Annotated in this window: 17 protein-coding genes, 1 tRNA gene and 1 pseudogene; 8 read left to right on the forward strand and 11 right to left on the reverse strand. The window is 59.7% G+C overall.

The features are described 5' to 3' along the window. Both AC4LFW_RS09360 and AC4LFW_RS09365 read right to left on the reverse strand, forming a co-directional pair. Positions 1-657, reverse strand: coding sequence for a cytochrome c3 family protein (locus AC4LFW_RS09360; protein ID WP_491818808.1), 657 nt, complete (start codon positions 655-657; stop codon positions 1-3). Positions 658-984: 327 nt separating this feature from the next. Next, complete coding sequence (locus tag AC4LFW_RS09365; protein ID WP_491818809.1) at positions 985-1,296, reverse strand: con-10 family general stress protein; 312 nt, start codon at positions 1,294-1,296, stop codon at positions 985-987. Positions 1,297-1,722: 426 nt separating this feature from the next. Between AC4LFW_RS09365 and AC4LFW_RS09370 the strand changes: the two genes are divergently transcribed. Further along, a complete protein-coding gene (locus AC4LFW_RS09370; RefSeq protein ID WP_491818810.1) occupies positions 1,723-1,893 on the forward strand; it encodes a hypothetical protein in 171 nt (56 codons plus the stop codon). A gap of 33 nt (positions 1,894-1,926) precedes the next feature. Here AC4LFW_RS09370 and AC4LFW_RS09375 read toward each other — a convergent pair whose 3' ends face one another. From AC4LFW_RS09375 to AC4LFW_RS09385, 3 genes are all read right to left on the reverse strand, one after another. After that, a complete protein-coding gene (locus AC4LFW_RS09375; protein WP_491818811.1) occupies positions 1,927-3,114 on the reverse strand; it encodes an MFS transporter in 1,188 nt (395 codons plus the stop codon). Between the two features lie 145 nt (positions 3,115-3,259). Continuing rightward, positions 3,260-4,165: a drug/metabolite exporter YedA gene (yedA, locus tag AC4LFW_RS09380; protein ID WP_491818812.1), complete on the reverse strand. Its 906-nt coding sequence runs from the start codon at positions 4,163-4,165 to the stop codon at positions 3,260-3,262. Between the two features lie 317 nt (positions 4,166-4,482). Continuing rightward, a tRNA-Ser gene (locus tag AC4LFW_RS09385) sits at positions 4,483-4,572 on the reverse strand. Between the two features lie 128 nt (positions 4,573-4,700). On the opposite strand from AC4LFW_RS09385, the gene AC4LFW_RS09390 reads away from it, so the two are divergent. The 7 genes from AC4LFW_RS09390 (at position 4,701) to AC4LFW_RS09420 (ending at position 8,903) form a co-directional block, all read left to right on the forward strand. After that, the gene (locus AC4LFW_RS09390; RefSeq protein ID WP_312125738.1) at positions 4,701-5,369 is read left to right on the forward strand and encodes a Bax inhibitor-1/YccA family protein; all 669 of its coding nucleotides are present in this window, start codon (positions 4,701-4,703) and stop codon (positions 5,367-5,369) included. An 88-nt stretch (positions 5,370-5,457) separates the two neighbouring features. Further along, positions 5,458-5,850, forward strand: a complete 393-nt coding sequence (gene tusD / locus AC4LFW_RS09395) for a sulfurtransferase complex subunit TusD (protein ID WP_491818813.1) — start codon at positions 5,458-5,460, stop codon at positions 5,848-5,850. Next, positions 5,850-6,209, forward strand: a complete 360-nt coding sequence (tusC, locus tag AC4LFW_RS09400; RefSeq protein WP_491818814.1) for a sulfurtransferase complex subunit TusC — start codon at positions 5,850-5,852, stop codon at positions 6,207-6,209. Before tusD ends, tusC begins: the two co-directional genes overlap by 1 nt. Further along, positions 6,209-6,511 carry a sulfurtransferase complex subunit TusB gene (gene tusB, locus AC4LFW_RS09405; RefSeq protein ID WP_312125732.1) on the forward strand — a complete coding sequence of 101 codons (303 nt, stop codon included), beginning with the start codon at positions 6,209-6,211 and terminating at the stop codon, positions 6,509-6,511. The genes tusC and tusB overlap by 1 nt, the downstream gene beginning before the upstream one ends. Beyond that, positions 6,508-6,843 carry a TusE/DsrC/DsvC family sulfur relay protein gene (locus AC4LFW_RS09410; protein WP_312125729.1) on the forward strand — a complete coding sequence of 112 codons (336 nt, stop codon included), beginning with the start codon at positions 6,508-6,510 and terminating at the stop codon, positions 6,841-6,843. Before tusB ends, AC4LFW_RS09410 begins: the two co-directional genes overlap by 4 nt. Beyond that, a complete protein-coding gene (locus AC4LFW_RS09415) occupies positions 6,840-7,820 on the forward strand; it encodes a glycosyl transferase family protein (RefSeq protein ID WP_312125726.1) in 981 nt (326 codons plus the stop codon). The genes AC4LFW_RS09410 and AC4LFW_RS09415 overlap by 4 nt, the downstream gene beginning before the upstream one ends. 84 nt (positions 7,821-7,904) lie before the next feature. After that, positions 7,905-8,903 (forward strand): glutathione S-transferase family protein, encoded by a 999-nt coding sequence (locus AC4LFW_RS09420; RefSeq protein ID WP_312125725.1) that lies wholly within the window; start codon positions 7,905-7,907, stop codon positions 8,901-8,903. Between the two features lie 33 nt (positions 8,904-8,936). Here the strand turns inward: AC4LFW_RS09420 and cysG are convergent, their stop codons facing one another. The 6 genes and pseudogenes from cysG to ftsK all read right to left on the reverse strand — a co-directional run bounded on the left by cysG (position 8,937) and on the right by ftsK (position 16,664). Then, positions 8,937-10,334 (reverse strand): siroheme synthase CysG, encoded by a 1,398-nt coding sequence (cysG, locus tag AC4LFW_RS09425; protein ID WP_312125723.1) that lies wholly within the window; start codon positions 10,332-10,334, stop codon positions 8,937-8,939. 159 nt (positions 10,335-10,493) lie between these two features. Beyond that, positions 10,494-11,775 (reverse strand): annotated as a pseudogene (gene serS / locus AC4LFW_RS09430) (serine--tRNA ligase). Positions 11,776-11,844: 69 nt separating this feature from the next. Continuing rightward, positions 11,845-12,219 (reverse strand): fluoride efflux transporter CrcB, encoded by a 375-nt coding sequence (gene crcB, locus AC4LFW_RS09435; protein WP_046163628.1) that lies wholly within the window; start codon positions 12,217-12,219, stop codon positions 11,845-11,847. Next, positions 12,216-13,541, reverse strand: a complete 1,326-nt coding sequence (locus tag AC4LFW_RS09440; RefSeq protein WP_312125715.1) for a replication-associated recombination protein A — start codon at positions 13,539-13,541, stop codon at positions 12,216-12,218. Before AC4LFW_RS09440 ends, crcB begins: the two co-directional genes overlap by 4 nt. 75 nt (positions 13,542-13,616) lie before the next feature. Beyond that, the gene (lolA, locus tag AC4LFW_RS09445; RefSeq protein WP_312125712.1) at positions 13,617-14,243 is read right to left on the reverse strand and encodes an outer membrane lipoprotein periplasmic chaperone LolA; all 627 of its coding nucleotides are present in this window, start codon (positions 14,241-14,243) and stop codon (positions 13,617-13,619) included. Between the two features lie 15 nt (positions 14,244-14,258). Continuing rightward, positions 14,259-16,664, reverse strand: a complete 2,406-nt coding sequence (gene ftsK / locus AC4LFW_RS09450) for a DNA translocase FtsK (RefSeq protein ID WP_312125710.1) — start codon at positions 16,662-16,664, stop codon at positions 14,259-14,261. Between the last annotated feature and the right edge of the window lie 190 nt (positions 16,665-16,854).

A 16,854-nucleotide genomic window follows, 5' to 3' on the forward strand; every position in this document is an offset into this window, starting at 1 on the left:
CTACCTGTGGCAGATGTAACAGTGGGTCAGGTTGTCGGTCTCGATGTGATGCTCCCTGATCAATTGCTCTCCCACGGAGCGGCGATCGTGCTCGGTAGTCCAGCCCATTTCGGTGACCGCATCGCGCGGTCGCAGGCGTGGTGCCGGGTCCTGGTGACAGTCCAGGCACCAGCTCATGGTGAAGGTTTCCGCGCGATACATCAGTGGCATGGTGTCGACCTGGCCATGACAGGTCTCGCAGCCCACGCCCGCGTTGACGTGGACGTTGTGCTGGAAATAGACGTAGTCGGGCACCTCGGCTACCCGATTCCAACGCAGGGGCTTATCGTCGACCAGACTCTGGCGGACCGGGGCAAGCATCTCGGCGCCTGTCCACAACTGCGAGTGACAGGTCATGCATGTGTCTGTGGGGGGCAGACCTGCCACTGCGCTGACTTCAACGCTGTCATGGCAGTACCGGCAATCGATTTTCAGGGCTCCGGCATGGTGCTCGTGGCTGAAGGGAACCGGCTGACGGACCACCCATCCTTTTCCGGTGTTGTAATCCGAACGATCCAGAATCACGAGCGCAACGAACAGCCAGACCACTCCACCAAACAGAATGAGCAAGGCCAGACGCAGCCACATGTCAGCCGAACGGGGAAAAATCTGGGCCATGTCCTTCCAAGGTCGTTTGTATCTGTCTGTTTCGGCCCCGCCCGGTCCGATGAGTTCAGCGAAGGTTCGAAACTCTCATGCCAAGCCGGGCTAATCGCAGAACGAGCCTTGAATGGTTATTGGGGGAGCACCGCATATATATATGCGAAACGGCACAGGCGTAATGAACCCTGAACGGAATCAAGCGACCGCAAGCAGATGGCCGGCAGAAACTTATGGATTGCACTATTCACTCGCCAGACAAAGCAACTTTTCAGACATAAAAAAGCGGGACCTACTTTCGTAGGTCCCGCCTGTAACCGCTGGCGCTTGTTAATACACTACGCCTTAGGAGTTACGACCACCGCCGTGGCTGTTCTGGCCGCCTTTCTTGCCTGCCTCGGAAGCCTTTTCACGGTCATTGGCAAAGTTGCCACCGCTATTCTGACCGCCTTTCTGGCCCGCTTCGGAAGCGCGTTCTGGATCGTTGGCGAAGTTGCCGCCGCTGTTCTGGCCACCCTTGTGGCCCGCTTCGGAGGCGCGCTGCGGATCATTGGCAAAATTGCCGCCGCTGTTGTGCCCGCCCTTTTGTCCTGCCTCGGAGGCTTTCTCGCGGTCGTTTGCAAAGTTACCCGGATTACCGTTCTTATCATTCGACATGAGATATCTCCACTTACTTGATGGTACTTGGAAAAGTAGCGACTGCCATGCAGCCGCCTCACTATGTCCGAGGCCAGTTGCACTTCATTAGTTCTATTAAATTCATTTCGGGTCGATGAACGGTTTTTCCTGACGATCTGATACAAAGTGCTATTACCGGCGCGAAGTGAAATATCGATAATCGCAATTCGATGGCAACGAAACGGCGACTGCGTAGGGCAACAAGCACAGTATCGCCTACTGCTGAGATTAATTATTCGGATCGCTCGGCGTAGTGAGTGGGCCGTTCGTCGCCTCTGGGAGACCCGGCGCATCTGTCAACAAGCTGTAACTGCATCTCGGCATTCTCTTAGCCATGGAAAGCCGCGACGGCTGGCGCAGGGAAGCGACTTTTCACAGCCACTCGACCGAGACATTGGAGGCCGCATGAGCAGCAAAACCCTCGAAAACCTGGTCAGGCAGTCCGACATCAGCGCCAAGCAGCCGCTGGAATTCTGGAAGCAGCTCAATCGCAGCAGGCGCGACTACCGCCCCAGCGCGGCGGCTCTCGTCAAGCGCGCATCGCTGGATCTTGGCATGTGCAGGACCGCACACTGAGTCAACACAGCGGTGCCCTGCAACGGTCACCCTTCAGCTTTCGGCCGTGCGCTCGCGTCGCAGCAGCAGCCAGACGATCGACAGGCCAGCCAGAGCCATGAAGGCCGCACCAAGGAAGATGCTCTGCATGCCAATGTAGGTGGCCAGCGCTCCCATGATCGCCCCGGACAGGCCCAGCGACAGGTCGAAAAACATGGCGAACACGCTGAGGCCCGAACTGCGATTGGCCACACCGACACGGGATACCACGCCAACTCCCAAGGCTGGATAAAGCAACGACAGCCCGCAGCCAGTCAACGCCGAACCTGCCAGGGCAATGCCTGGCGCCTCGGCCAGCCAGAGCATCAGCAGCCCCAGGATTTCCACCGCCAGGCACACCATCGCCACGGAATAGCCGCCGACGCGGTTGATCAGATTGGGGAACAACAAACGCGTCCCGATAAAGGCAAACGCAAATGCGGTCAGGCACCAGGCTGCGCCATCCCAACCTCGGGCGCTGTAATACAGTGCGATGAAGGCCGTAAGCGTGCCGTAGCCGATGGTGGCCAGCGCCAGGCTGATGCCGGGCGGCGCGACCTTCCACAGCACCTTGCCGAACGGCAAACGCTTACCTGGGTTCAGCGGCGCATCACCGCGTCGCCAAGCCAGTGCCAGGCCCGTTGTGGCCAACAGCATCGTCACCACGCCCAGGCTCCAGAGCCCCAGCGATTGGGCCAGAAAAACGCCTAGCGGTGCACCGATGCCGACTCCGCCATAGGCCGCCACACCGTTCCAGGAAATCATGCGCGCCGTGCTTTCAGCGCCCAAGCGGCTGATACCCCAGGTGATCGCGGAGATGCCGATCAAACTTTGGGCAAAGCCCAGGATCAACCGACTCCCGAGCATTACGCTGATGCTTGCCATTGGCCAGGACTCAAGCAACGCAGAGGCAAGGAGCAATAAACCGCTCAGCAGGCCTGAGGCCATGCCGATCAATACAGTCTTCTTGGCGCCCCGCTCGTCTGCCAGCCGCCCGGCAAGGGGACGACACAGTAAGGTGGTGAGATATTGCGCACCGATTACCACACCCGCAATGGTGGTGCTGAATCCCAGGTTTTCATGGATGTAACCTGGCAACGAAGCCAGCGGGATGCCGATGGATATGAACGAGATGAAGTTGAATACCACCAGCGACAGGATGAAAAAGGTGTCGTTGGAGGTCGGTGTTTTCGTAGCGGGCATCGGGTCGCCTGTGAATGAGGGAAACGATGGATGGATGCGCCTTGTTCATTGCGCGACGCGCTCGAAGCTCAGACCTCGAGGCGAACGGTTTGATCATCCATGAGGGCAGTCATCATACAACCCGAATCACTCCTTGCCCTCCGGTTTAAACCGGTTTCGCCGCGGCAACGGTTTTCGGTCGGCGCCATTGTGGCAGGCCGATCAATACCACGGCGCTGAGGATCACCATCATCGCCAGCCATTCCTCCGCGCCGATATGCTCGCCAGCAAAGGTGATGCCCAGCAGCACCGCCACCACCGGATTGACGTAGGCATAGCTGGTGGCCGCTGCTGGGCGCACGTGCTTGAGAAGGTAAAGGTAGGCGCTGAACGCCACGATGGAGCCGAGAAATATCAGGTAGAGCAACGCAAGCCAGCCGGCTACGTCCGGCATCTGCTGCAGACGTTCGCCACCGAGCAGGCTGCCAGACAAGAGCGCAGCCCCACCGACGAGCATCTGCGCGGCGCTCGCCATTGCACCACTGGGCAGGCTGAGGTGACGGCTCCACATCGAACCAAACGCCCAACTCGCCGCCGCGAGGAGCACGATCACCGCGCCTAGCGGGCTGGCCTGGAGGTTGTGGCCAAGGTTGAGCAAGCCGATGCCGATCAGCCCCAGCAGGATCCCGCCCCACTCCAGTCCCGTGGTCCGCTGTCCCCAGATCAAGCCGAACAGCAGCGCGAACAAGGGCACCGTCGCGATCGCCAATGCCGCAACTGCAGACGCCACGCCAAGATGTTCGGCAATGGTTACGCCGCCATTACCGCAGCTGAGCAGAAGGAAACCGACAATCGCGCAGGATCGCCATTCCCGGGCGGTGGGCACCGGGGCACCACGCCAGCGCAACCAGGCGAACATCAAACTGCCAGCAATGACGAAACGCAGCCCGGCCAGCAACATCGGCGGCCAGGACTGAACGCCGATACGGATCACGAAATAGGTCGAGCCCCAGATCAGGTACAAGGCTAGAAATGCACCCACGAGCAGCAGCGGGAAGCGAGGCAAAGGCATAAGACGCGCCCAGACGGTAGTGAATGGATCATCCTAGTTAGCCGGCACCGGAGAGACCACACACAGCTGGCTATTCATTTGCCGGTGCAGTTCGTTGTACTGCAGCCGAAAGCTCCGCATTCATTGGCCTGCCGCTCCGTACCCAACCAACCCTGCCACAATCGCCAGCTTGTCGGCATCAGGCGGACTCGCGGCCTTTACTGGGGGTTCGTCGTACCGTACTCCCTCTGCTGGAAACCAACGAGGAACGATCGAATTCGCATTTTCCTGCCCCAGAAACGAAAAAGGCCCCGAGATCCGGGGCCTTTTTCTTGATATGGCGGAGGAGGTGAGATTCGAACTCACGGAAGAGTTTCCCCTTCGACGGTTTTCAAGACCGTTGCATTCAACCGCTCTGCCACTCCTCCGCAGAGAGCGGGCGCAATAGTACCCGAACGAAACACACTGTCAAACTCTGTTGTGAGGACGAAACAAAAGCTCTGCTATGATCCGGGGCAATTCACCTCTGGCTGAATACATCTACAGGAGTGTCGCCATGCTCAAGCAACAGTACGCACCTACGCATACGCAGGTTGAACAGAAGGAAGTCAGCCGCGTTCTGCGCAACACCTACGGCCTTCTGGCCATCACCCTGGGCTTCAGCGCCCTGGTCGCCTACATGGCGATGCAGGCCAACGCCGCCTACCCGAACATCTTCGTGGTGCTGATCGGCTTCTATGGCCTGTTCTTCCTGACCGTCAAGCTGCGCAATTCCGCGTGGGGTCTGCTTTCGACTTTCGCCTTGACCGGTTTCATGGGTTACACGCTGGGGCCGATCCTCAACATGTACCTGGGCACTGCCAACGGTGGTGAACTGATTGCCTCGGCGCTGTCGATGACCGCTCTGGTCTTCTTTGGCCTGTCGGCGTTCGTGCTGATCACCCGTAAGGACATGAGCTTCCTCAGCGGTTTCATCACCGCCGGTTTCTTTGTCCTGCTGGGCGCGATGGTCGCTGGGTTCTTCTTCGAGATCAGTGGTCTGCAGCTGGCGATCAGCGCGGGCTTCGTGCTGTTCTCTTCGGTGTGCATCCTCTATCAGACCAGTGCGATCATCCATGGCGGTGAGCGTAACTACATCATGGCCACCATCGGCCTGTACGTTTCGCTGTACAACCTGTTCATCAGCCTGCTGCAGCTGATGGGTATCATGGGTGGCGACGACTGATCAGTCCCCATCGAATCAGCCCGCTTCGGCGGGCTTTTTCGTTTCTAAAGCTGGCGTATCATGTCAGGCAGTCATGCAACGGTGGCCCATGAAATTCGCAATTGCCCTGTTTTCCCCCGCCCACTCCCCCGCCTCACGCCGCGCCTTGCGCTTCACCGAAGCGGTGCTGGCGGGCGGGCACGAGGTTGTCCGGCTGTTTCTCTATCAGGACGGTGTGCATAGCGCCTCGGCAAACACCGTGACCGCGCAGGACGAACTGGACATCGCAGAGCAATGGCGTCAGCTCGTCAGGCGCCACGGGCTCGATGGTGTGGTCTGCATCGCCGCGGGTCTGCGCCGTGGCGTACTGGATGAACAGGAAGCCAAACGCCACCAGCGCCCTGCAGCGAACCTTGCAACGGGTTGGGAACTGTCCGGTCTGGGGCAGTTGCACGAAGCCAGCCAGCAGGCCGACCGCCTGGTCTGCTTTGGAGGTAACTGATGGCTCGCTCGATGCTCATAATCTCGCGGCAATCGCCCTGGTCCGGCCCCAGCGCACGCGAAGCCCTGGATATCGTCCTGGCTGGCGGCGCGTTCGAATTGCCGCTCGGACTGTTGTTTCTTGATGACGGAGTGTTTCAACTGGCTCCCGCTCAGCAGGCCGCTCAGCTGCAGCAAAAGGACCTGACTGCCAACCTGCAGGCGCTACCCATGTTTGGCATCGACGCGCTGTACGCGGCCAAACGCAGCCTCAGCGAGCGCGGGCTGGAGGAAGCCGCATTGTCCCTGCCAGTAGAAGTGCTGGACGATGCCGGCCTGCACGCCCTTATCAACCGCTACGACCATGTGATCACGCTCTGATGGCAACTCTGCACCTGCTTTCCCACTCCCCTTTTTCAGACGGTCGTCTGGCCAGTTGTCTGCATCTCGCCGGTGCGGGCGATGCATTGCTGCTCTGTGGTGATGGGGTATATGCGCTGCAGAGCGGCACCGCCCAGCGACACGCATTGGACCTGATGCCCGAGAGCATCGCATTGTTTGCGCTGGATGAAGACCTGGCCGCCCGTGGCATCAGCTCCCTGCCGTCGCGCCTGCAGCAGATCGACTACGACGGCTTCGTCAAACTTTGCTGTCTGTATGACCGGACCAATTCCTGGCTATGAACGGGCTGATCATCAATGGCACAAGCGTTGCTGTGGATCAGGAAGGCTTCCTGGTTGATCTCAACGATTGGAGCGAGCCGGTCGCAGAAGCACTGGCAGACGCTGAAGGGATCACCCTGCAGGCCGAACACTGGGAAATTCTCCGGGTGCTGCGAGAGTTTTATCGGGAGTTTCAGCTGTCGCCCGCAACGCGTCCGCTGATCAAGTACAGCGCATTGAAACTTGGCCCGGAAAAGGGCAACAGCATGCATCTGAACCGCCTATTCAAAGGCACCCCTGCCAAGCTGGCTGCAAAGCTGGCAGGCCTGCCGAAACCGAGCAATTGCATATGAGCCTGGTCACCCCCGCCGAACATCCTTTCGCCGTCTTCGTCCGCATTCTCGGCAAAGGCAAGCGCGGCGCCCGCGACCTGACCCGAGAGGAAGCGCGCGAAGCCATGGGCATGCTGCTCGACGGCAAAGCTGAAGACACCCAACTCGGCGCCTTTCTCATGCTGCTACGGCACAAGGAGGAAAGTGCCGAAGAGCTGGCAGGATTCACCGAAGCCGTGCGTGAACGCCTGCAAGCGCCAGCAATCGCGGTGGATATTGACTGGCCAACCTATGCCGGCAAGAAACGCCATCTGCCCTGGTATCTGCTTGCCGCTAAATGCCTGGCAAACAATGGCGTACGGATACTCATGCACGGCGGTGGTGCGCACACCGCAGGGCGCATCTATACCGAACAGCAGCTCGAGCTTCTGGGTATCGCTCGTTGCAGCGACTGGGCTGAAACAGGCTACGCTCTGGATCAGGCCAATCTTGCCTTCATGCCCCTCGGCGCCTGGATGCCGGGGCTCCAGCGAATGATCGATCAACGTAACGTGCTGGGTCTCCGCTCGCCAATCCACTCGCTGGCACGCATCCTTAACCCACTGCAGGCACGCTGCGGCCTGCAAAGCATTTTCCATCCCGGCTACCAGGCCAATCACCGGGAAGCCAGCCGGCTCCTGGGCGACACCTCAATCGTGATCAAGGGCGAAGGTGGCGAAATCGAGGTCAACCCCGATGGCGTTGCGCACCTTTACGGTACCCAGGCGGGCCAGTCCTGGGACGAGGACTGGCCCGCGCTCTCGCCGCAGCGCCACGTCAAGCCGGCACAGTTGGATCCGCAGCAGCTGCTGAACGTCTGGCACGGCGCAGAAGATGCGTATGGCGAACTGGCTGTGGTGGCGACCATGGCGCTTGCGCTTAGAGGCCTGGGCCATTCGCGTGAAACCGCCTTCGACCAGGCACAACGATTCTGGACCGGGCGCAATCCATCGAACTAGGCGATCGAATTGACCGACCATTACGACTGATTCATCAAAACATGCCGCCTACACTATTTTCATTCGAGAACATTGGAGGTGGACATGGGGCTATTGGTCGATGGGCAGTGGCAGGATCGCTGGTACGAGAACAGCAAAGACGGCGAATTCCAACGTGAACAGGCGCAGCGGCGTGGCTGGATTACCCCGGACGGTTCGCCTGGCCCGGATGGGCGACCAGCTGTCCAGGCCCAAGCCGGCCGCTACCATCTGTATGTGTCACTCGCCTGCCCCTGGGCCCATCGCGCGCTGATCTATCGCAAACTGAAACAGCTCGAGCCGTTGATTGACGTATCGGTGGTCGGCTGGCTGATGGCAGAACACGGCTGGACGTTCGACCAGGACACGGGCTCGACAGGCGATGCGCTGGATGACCTGAGCTACCTGCACCAGCGCTATACCGCTGACGATACCCAGTACACCGGCCGCGTGACGGTTCCGGTGCTTTGGGACAAGCAGGAGCATCGCATCGTCAACAACGAGTCGGCAGAACTCATCCGCATCTTCAACACTGCGTTCGACGAGCTGACCGGATCGAGGCTGGATCTCTGCCCGGAGCCGCTCCGCGCCGAGATCGATTCGCTGAACGAACGCATCTATCCGAACGTCAACAATGGCGTCTATCGTGCGGGCTTTGCGTCGACCCAGAAGGCCTACGAGGCGGCATTCGACCAGTTGTTTACCGAGCTCGACTGGCTCGAGCAACGCCTCGGCGAGCGCCGCTATCTCGCCGGTGAGTACCTGACGGAGGCGGACTGGCGCCTGTTTACTACCATTGTTCGCTTCGATGCCGTCTACCACGGTCACTTCAAGTGCAACCTGCGGCGGATCGAGGACTATCCCAACCTATCGAACTGGCTACGTGAGCTTTATCAATGGCCGGGGATTGCCGAGACCGTAGACCTTACCCACATCAAGCACCATTACTACGCCAGCCATCGCCATATAAATGCCAACGGCATCGTACCCAAGGGGCCGCAGCTGTCTCTTGCCCGCGAGCATGATCGCGGGCGACTGCCGGGCAAAGGCATCTGGTCCAGGTGACCGCAAGCCTGCCTGGGACGCAGGCGCAACAGGTCATCTGTCGCGGTGCTGAGCGCCTTCGAACCAGGCGAGTTTCTCCCGCAACTGCACCACCTCGCCAATGATGACAAGCGTGGGCGCCTGCACCTGCTCGCTGGCTACTCGCTCGGGCAGGTTGGCAAGAGTCCCGGTGAACACCCGTTGATTGACCGTCGTGCCTTGCTGAACCAGCGCGGCGGGCGTATCGGCGGAGCGTCCGTGTGCGATCAGCTGTTGGCAGATGATGGGCAGGCCGACCAGCCCCATGTAGAACACCAGGGTCTGGCTGGGCGCGACCAGCTCTGACCAGGGCAGATCACAGCTGCCGTCCTTCAGATGCCCGGTAACGAAACGTACCGATTGGGCATGGTCGCGGTGCGTCAACGGAATTCCGGCATAGGCCGCACAGCCGCTGGCCGCGGTGATACCAGGCACCACCTGAAATGGCACGTCGTGCGCCGCCAGTTCTTCAATTTCCTCCCCGCCTCGGCCGAAGATGAACGGATCGCCGCCTTTGAGCCGCAACACGCGCTTGCCTTCCTTGGCCAGGGTCACCAACAGCTGGTTGATCTGATCCTGCGGCACGGCATGGGCCGAGCGCTGCTTGCCAACGTAGATACGATCGGCATCCCGTCGGCAAAGATCAAGAATAGCCGGCGCTACCAGGCGGTCATACAGGACCACATCGGCCTGCTGCATCAGACGCAGCGCGCGGAAAGTCAGCAGATCAGGATCACCCGGCCCAGCGCCGACCAGATAGACCTCACCCAGCGCCTTCGGCTGAGCACCCGACAGTTTTTCCACCAGTAACCGCTCGGCCTCTGCCTGTTGGCCAGCCAGAGCACGCTCGGCGACGCTGCCCTGGAAGACTTCTTCCCAGAACACACGCCGCTGCTGTACGTCTGCAAATTTGGCCTTGACCTGGCTGCGGAATTTCTTCGCCAGGCCTGCCAGTTCGCCATAGACCGCTGGCACCCAGGTCTCGATGCGCGCGCGCATGAGGCGCGCCAGCACGGGAGCATCACCGCCGCTGGAAACAGCGATCATCAGCGGCGAGCGGTCAACAATGGCCGGAAAAATCACCGTACACAGCTGCGGCGAATCCACCACATTAACCGGCATGCCAAGCGCCTGAGCGTCTTTGGATACCTGCTCATTCAGCGGCTCGTCATCGGTCGCAGCGATCGCCAACACGCAGCCTGACAAGTCGCCAGCGAGATAACCACGAATGATTGTCTGTCCGCCGCCTTGCGCTACTAGTTCGCTCAACTGCGCCTCTACTTCCGGGGCGACAACGCGCAGCACGGCGCCCGCTTCTGACAACAAGCGAGCCTTGCGTAGCGCAATCTCCCCACCGCCGACGACCAGTACCGGACGGCCCTTCAGATTGTGGAAAAGCGGCAAAAAATCCATGGACCAGTCCTGGTGACAATATGAGATATAGCCATCTCAAACTTTACGGCTGTGATGGCCCTTGTCGAGAATCAAGAGAGCCCGGATGGTCGTTCGGCCATTTCCCTGCGAAGCACATCACCCGGCTCTCTGCACCTGCGTCGGCACGCTATCGCAGGGTCAACCGATCACTTCGATACCGCCCATGTAGGGCTTGAGTGCCGCCGGCACGCGGACGCTGCCATCGGCCTGCTGGTAGTTTTCCAGCACTGCGACCAGCGTACGCCCTACGGCCAGCCCGGAGCCATTCAGCGTATGGACCAGTTCGGGCTTGCCCGTTTCCGGATTGCGGTAGCGTGCCTGCATACGGCGCGCCTGAAAGTCGCCGCAGTTGGAGCAGGAGGAGATTTCACGATACTTGTCCTGACTCGGCACCCAGACTTCGAGATCGTAGGTCTTAGTCGCACCGAAGCCCATGTCACCCGTGCACAGCGCCAAAACGCGATATGGCAGTTCCAGCAGTCTGCAGTACCTTCTCGGCGTTCGCCGTCAAGCCTTCCAGCGCTTCGAACGACTGACTCGGCTCGACGATCTGAACCATCTCGACCTTGTCGAACTGGTGCTGACGGATCATCCCGCGGGTGTCACGGCCAGAAGCGCCCGCTTCGCTGCGGAAACACGGCGTATGCGCGACGAATTTCAACGGCAGCTGCTTGGCATCCAGAATTTCGCCGGCAACGATGTTGGTCAGAGAGACCTCGGCGGTGGGAATCAGATAAAGGTCAGCTTCGTTCTCACGGCTGATCTTGAACAGATCCTCTTCGAACTTCGGAAGCTGGCCGGTGCCTTGCAGCGCCGGGGCCTGGACCAGATACGGCGTGTACGCCTCTTCGTATCCGTGCTCGCGGGTGTGCAGATCCAGCATGAACTGCGCCAAGGCGCGATGCAGACGGGCGATCGGCCCGCGCATCAGCGCAAAGCGCGCACCGGATAGCTTGGCCGCGGTCTCGAAGTCGAGCCAGCCGTGCTGCTCGCCCAATGCGACGTGGTCTTTCACTTCGAAGTCGAAGGCCTTGGGCGCACCCCAGCGACGAACTTCGACGTTCTCATCTTCATCTTTGCCCACTGGAACCGATTCGTGCGGCAGGTTCGGCAGGCTCAGCATCAACTGATCCAGCTCGCTCTGGATGCCTTCCAGCTCGACCTTTCCGGCTTCGAGTTCTGAGCCCATACGGTCGACATCGGCGAGCAACGGCGCAATGTCCTCACCACGCTGTTTGGCCTGACCGATGGATTTGGAGCGAGCGTTGCGCTCGGCCTGAAGTTGCTCGGTACGGGTCTGCACGGTCTTGCGCTGGGCTTCAAGCGCCTCGATACGCGCCACATCCAGCTGGTAGCCGCGGGTCGCGAGGCGGTCGGCCACGTCTTGCAGCTGTGTGCGTACCAGTTTCGAATCAAGCATGGTGGGTCTCGTCTATGGAAGCTTTGAGGAAAGGCGAAGAAGCGAAGTTTACTGTGATCCAGGCCAGGTTCATAACCTGCCAAGCGTAAGTCCGAGCCAGGCGGCCAACAGACCACCGAGCACACTCACGCCTATGTAACCGAAGGCTGTCGCGGGCTGGCCGCTTTCCAGCAGTCGCAAACCGTCCAGCGAGAAGCTGGAAAACGTCGTTAACGCACCGAGAAAGCCAACGATCAACCCGCTGCGCATCTCCGGGGACAGTTCGGGACGGTGCAGGAAAGAGGCGTACAGATAGCCAATAAGCAGACAGCCAAGCAGATTCACTGCGAGGGTTGCGAAGAAAAAGTGCCTAGGCCACTGAGTGGAGACCCATGTCGAGACGCCGAATCTGATCAGCGTACCTACAACACCGCCGGCGGCCACGGCCAGAACCATGCGAATCATGTTTTTCTCCGCTGCCGCGGGCTTTGCTGATCGAGACGTGCCAGATGCTCAAGTTTGTCGCGGATTTTGCTCTCCAGACCACGCGGTACGGGGTCGTAATAGTGGCGCGGCTCTACTGCTTCTGGAAAATAGTCCTCACCCGCAGCGTAGGCGTCAGGCTCATCATGGGCGTAGCGATATTCGTTGCCGTAACCCAGCTCTTTCATCAGCCGGGTCGGCGCATTACGCAGGTGCAACGGAACCTCCGCCGAGCCGTTTTCCCGAACGTCCCGCATCGCTGCATTGAAGGCGCTGTAGACCGCGTTGCTCTTCGGCGCGCAAGCAAGGTAGACGATCGCCTGGGCGACGGCCAATTCGCCCTCCGGACTTCCCAGCCGCTCCTGCACATCCCAAGCCGACAGACACAGGCTCAGCGCCCTAGGGTCGGCATTGCCAACTTCTTCACTGGCCATGCGGACCACACGCCTGGCGATATACAGCGGATCGCAACCACCGTCGATCATTCGGGCAAACCAGTACAACGAGGCATCCGGATTCGATCCGCGAACCGACTTATGCAAAGCCGATATCTGGTCGTAAAAGGCCTCCCCCCCCTTGTCGAAGCGCCGCCGGCTGTCGCCCAGTAGATCCTGAAGCAGCTCGACGCTGATCTCGCCGCCCTCTTCGGCCAGGTCCGAGGCGTTTTCCAGCAGGTTCAATAGCCGTCGTCCATCACCATCAGCAGCTGCCATGAGGATCTGAAAACTCTCATCCGGCAGGCTCAGATGGAGGTCGCCCAGTCCCTTAGACTCGGTCAATGCGCGCGTGACCAGCCTGCGTAGCGCAGCCTCGTCGAGGCTCTTGAGCACATAGACCCGGGCACGCGACAACAACGCATTGTTAAGCTCGAACGACGGGTTTTCGGTGGTGGCACCGATGAAAATCAGCGTGCCATCTTCAACATAGGGTAAAAAAGCGTCCTGCTGAGACTTGTTGAAGCGATGCACCTCATCAACGAACAAGATAGTACGCCGTCCGTATTGGGCCGCTTGCTGCTTTGCAATCTCCACGGCCTGGCGAATCTCCTTGACGCCAGCCAGCACCGCCGAGACGGTCTCGAAGTGCGCATCAGATACTTTGGCCAACAGGCGCGCCAGGGTGGTCTTGCCGACTCCCGGAGGCCCCCAGAAGACCATCGAGTGCAACGCACCCTGCTCTAGCGCCTCACGCAACGGTTTGCCGCGCGCCAACAGGTGCTCTTGCCCGACATACTCGTCAAGGCTGGCGGCGCGTAAACGTGCGGCTAGTGGTTGAGCAACTGGATCGCGGCTGAACAGGTCCATCGGCGACGGAAGCCTCTGATGCAAACGGCCTGCAGTTACGCAGGCCGTTTCGGTGAACGGAAGAGCAAAGGTTGGTTATTCGGAAATGACGTCGGCGCCTTCGGGGATCTCAAAGGTGAACAGATCAGCCTTGAGCGGCTTGTTCAACTGGACACCTTGAAACAGGATATTGGTGCGCTGCCCTACGCCATCGATCATCTGCATATCGTTGATCACACCACCACGGAAGGACAGGCGAAGGCTGTCGAACAGCGTGTCCTTGGCTTTCGGCCTGAGCGTGAAATCTACAACTTCACCGGCTTCCTGATGCGAGACCTCGAAGTTCTCGCTGATTGCAGAGACGTCGCCTGAAAGCAGCAAGGCGGGCGTATGCGTCAGACGCTGATCCAGGGTCTGGATGGTGACCTGCTCGAGATCCGGGTCATATAACCAGACCTTCTTACCATTGGAAACCAGCAGCTGCTCCATGGGCTCATCGGTATGCCAGCGAAACTGGCCCGGGCGTTTGAGCGCCATCTCGCCAGAGGTTTCCTGCAGCTGGGTTCCGGTGCCATCCAGAGACAGCTGGGAAAAGCGGCCAGTCAAGGTTTCAGCCTTCTGCAACAGGCCGGTAAGGCGCTGCACGGAGGAGGCCTGGTCAGCCTGGGCTGGGACCAGCAAGAACAGCAGAGCGGATGCAAACAACGCACGAATCAATTGCATGAAGCCCTCGGCGAACTAGTCGCGGGTAGGTGGCGGCGCGAGTACTTCGCGCGAGCCGTTGGTGTTCATTGACGTCACGACGCCCGCCATTTCCATGGATTCGATCATCCGAGCGGCGCGGTTGTAGCCGATCTTGAGTTTGCGCTGAACGGCAGAGATTGAAGCCCGGCGACTTTCAGTGACGAAGCGTACCGCCTCATCGTAAAGCGGATCGTCCTCACTGTCCTCTCCACTGCCGCCCTCGCCTGCGCCACCATCGAAGCCACCACCAGACTCTTCCACACCGACCAGAATCTCTTCGATGTAATCAGGCGCCCCGCGAGCCTTCCAGGCCTCGACAACACGATGCACCTCTTCATCGGAAACGAATGCACCATGAACACGAATCGGCAGGCCTGTACCTGGAGGCAGATACAGCATGTCGCCGTGACCTAGCAGCTGCTCGGCGCCGCCCTGATCGAGAATGGTCCGCGAGTCGATCTTGCTTGAGACCTGAAATGCCATACGGGTCGGAATATTGGCCTTGATCAGCCCGGTAATCACGTCCACCGAAGGCCGCTGGGTCGCCAGGATCAAGTGGATGCCTGCCGCCCGTGCTTTTTGGGCGATACGCGCAATAAGCTCTTCGACCTTCTTGCCGACGATCATCATCATGTCGGCAAATTCGTCCACCACGACCACAATGGTCGGCAGCTTCTTCAGCAGCGGCGCTTCATCGTCCATGCTCTCGCGACGATAAAGCGGGTCGGTCAGCGGGGTGCCGGCCTCCTCTGCGTCCTTCACCTTGCGGTTGAAGCCCGCCAGGTTACGTACGCCCATGGCCGCCATCAGCTTGTAGCGTCGCTCCATTTCGGCGACGCTCCAGCGCAGCGCGTTGGCTGCTTCCTTCATGTCGGTCACAACCGGACATAACAAGTGCGGAATGCCTTCATAGATCGACAGTTCGAGCATCTTCGGATCGATCATGATCAAACGCGCGTCTTCCGGCGTGGACTTGAACAGAATCGACAAGATCATCGCATTCACGCCGACCGACTTACCCGAACCGGTGGTACCGGCAACCAGTAAGTGGGGCATCTTCGCCAGGTCGGCGATGACCGGTTTGCCACCGATATCGTGACCCAGCGCAATGGTGACCGGGGATTTCGCATCGTCATAGGGCGCCGATGACAATACCTCCGAGAACCGCACGATCTGGCGATCTTCGTTCGGGATTTCGATACCGACGGTGGTCTTGCCCGGAATCACCTCGACCACCCGAACGCTGATGACCGCCAGCGAACGCGCCAGGTCTTTGGCCAGGTTTGAAATGCGACTGACCTTGACGCCAGCAGCCGGCTGGATTTCGAAACGTGTAATGACCGGGCCCGGGTGAACCGACTCGACGATCACCTCGACGCCGAATTCCTTGAGCTTGATCTCCAGCAGCCGCGACATCGCCTCCAGCGACTCGGGTGAATACTGCTTCTGCTGTTTTTCCGCGAGGTCCAGCAGGGAAAGAGGCGGCACACTGCCTTCGATCAGCGGGTCGACGAACAGGTTCGCCTGCTTTTCCTTAAGTACCCGCTTGCTTTGCTCGACCGGTTTGGGTGGTGCTGGTGGCGGAATCATAGGGGCCGGACGTTTGTCACGTTCGGTCATGTGTTTGCTCAGCGACTCCTCTCGCTCGAGCAGGCGCTCCCTGACCTTCGCGCGCTCCTTGTTATCTGGCAGAGATCCCGCTACGTCGTTGACAACGTCATCCGCTTCGCGAAGCTGGGCGACAAGCTGCTTGCGCTCACTGCGTGCTGACCACCAACGGGCGAATGCACTCTGGATCAACTCGATCAGGTCGAGCGTGATCTTTCCGGTCAGGTCCATCACCTTGAACCAGGACAGGTCGGTGAAGATCGTCAGGCCAAACAGGAAAAATGCCAATAGCAATAAGGTACTGCCCTGAACATTGAGGGCTGCCTCAGCCAGTTGGCCAAGGCTCTCTCCCAGCGCACCGCCAGCAGAGGCAGGCAGGCTGTGGTCGAACTGGAAGTGAATATAAGCAAGCGCCGAACCGGACAAGATGAGAAACACCAGCCCTATCAGCCGCCAGGAAAAAAGCCAGCCATTCCAGCTCCAGGGCTGATGTCGCGCGCGGAAAACCTGCCACGTCTTGATACCCAGCAGTAACGGAAACAGAAAGGCAAAGTAGCCGAGCGCCATGAACAAGACGTCAGCGAACCAGGCACCGGCGCGGCCGGCAGCGTTCTGCACTTGCTCCACGTTGCTGGTGTGCGTCCAGCCCGGATCAGCTGGATCGTACGTGAGCAACGCCATCCACAAATAGGCGCATAGCGCGCCTAGCGCGATCAATGCACCTTCTTTGAGACGGTACTGCAGTTGTTGCCGCCAGACGGAAGCCGGCGCGGTAGAGGACGTATTCTTCAAAACGCTTTATTTCCTGCGCCCACGGCGCTGCTCTATGAACCGTAATCAGCCAGAACCTCGGCATTGTACGGGTTTGTCGATTCGATGGCATGCCGGTTCCGTGCCGGCTTGGGCTTTTCTCGATGCTTCGGTGTAGCATAAACGCCAGTTTTTAAAGCGTGACTCGACTGGAGCACGCTTCTCCATTGGC

It is taken from the genome of Stutzerimonas sp. C6.4V (genome assembly GCF_058536345.1).

Coding starts and splice junctions, on each gene's coding strand:
- AC4LFW_RS09360 (WP_491818808.1), bottom strand. CDS start 657: ATGGCCCAGATTTTTCCCCGTTCGGCTGACATGTGGCTGCGTCTGGCC.
- AC4LFW_RS09365 (WP_491818809.1), bottom strand. CDS start 1,296: ATGTCGAATGATAAGAACGGTAATCCGGGTAACTTTGCAAACGACCGC.
- AC4LFW_RS09370 (WP_491818810.1), top strand. CDS start 1,723: ATGAGCAGCAAAACCCTCGAAAACCTGGTCAGGCAGTCCGACATCAGC.
- AC4LFW_RS09375 (WP_491818811.1), bottom strand. CDS start 3,114: ATGCCCGCTACGAAAACACCGACCTCCAACGACACCTTTTTCATCCTG.
- yedA (WP_491818812.1), bottom strand. CDS start 4,165: ATGCCTTTGCCTCGCTTCCCGCTGCTGCTCGTGGGTGCATTTCTAGCC.
- AC4LFW_RS09390 (WP_312125738.1), top strand. CDS start 4,701: ATGCTCAAGCAACAGTACGCACCTACGCATACGCAGGTTGAACAGAAG.
- tusD (WP_491818813.1), top strand. CDS start 5,458: ATGAAATTCGCAATTGCCCTGTTTTCCCCCGCCCACTCCCCCGCCTCA.
- tusC (WP_491818814.1), top strand. CDS start 5,850: ATGGCTCGCTCGATGCTCATAATCTCGCGGCAATCGCCCTGGTCCGGC.
- tusB (WP_312125732.1), top strand. CDS start 6,209: ATGGCAACTCTGCACCTGCTTTCCCACTCCCCTTTTTCAGACGGTCGT.
- AC4LFW_RS09410 (WP_312125729.1), top strand. CDS start 6,508: ATGAACGGGCTGATCATCAATGGCACAAGCGTTGCTGTGGATCAGGAA.
- AC4LFW_RS09415 (WP_312125726.1), top strand. CDS start 6,840: ATGAGCCTGGTCACCCCCGCCGAACATCCTTTCGCCGTCTTCGTCCGC.
- AC4LFW_RS09420 (WP_312125725.1), top strand. CDS start 7,905: ATGGGGCTATTGGTCGATGGGCAGTGGCAGGATCGCTGGTACGAGAAC.
- cysG (WP_312125723.1), bottom strand. CDS start 10,334: ATGGATTTTTTGCCGCTTTTCCACAATCTGAAGGGCCGTCCGGTACTG.
- crcB (WP_046163628.1), bottom strand. CDS start 12,219: ATGATTCGCATGGTTCTGGCCGTGGCCGCCGGCGGTGTTGTAGGTACG.
- AC4LFW_RS09440 (WP_312125715.1), bottom strand. CDS start 13,541: ATGGACCTGTTCAGCCGCGATCCAGTTGCTCAACCACTAGCCGCACGT.
- lolA (WP_312125712.1), bottom strand. CDS start 14,243: ATGCAATTGATTCGTGCGTTGTTTGCATCCGCTCTGCTGTTCTTGCTG.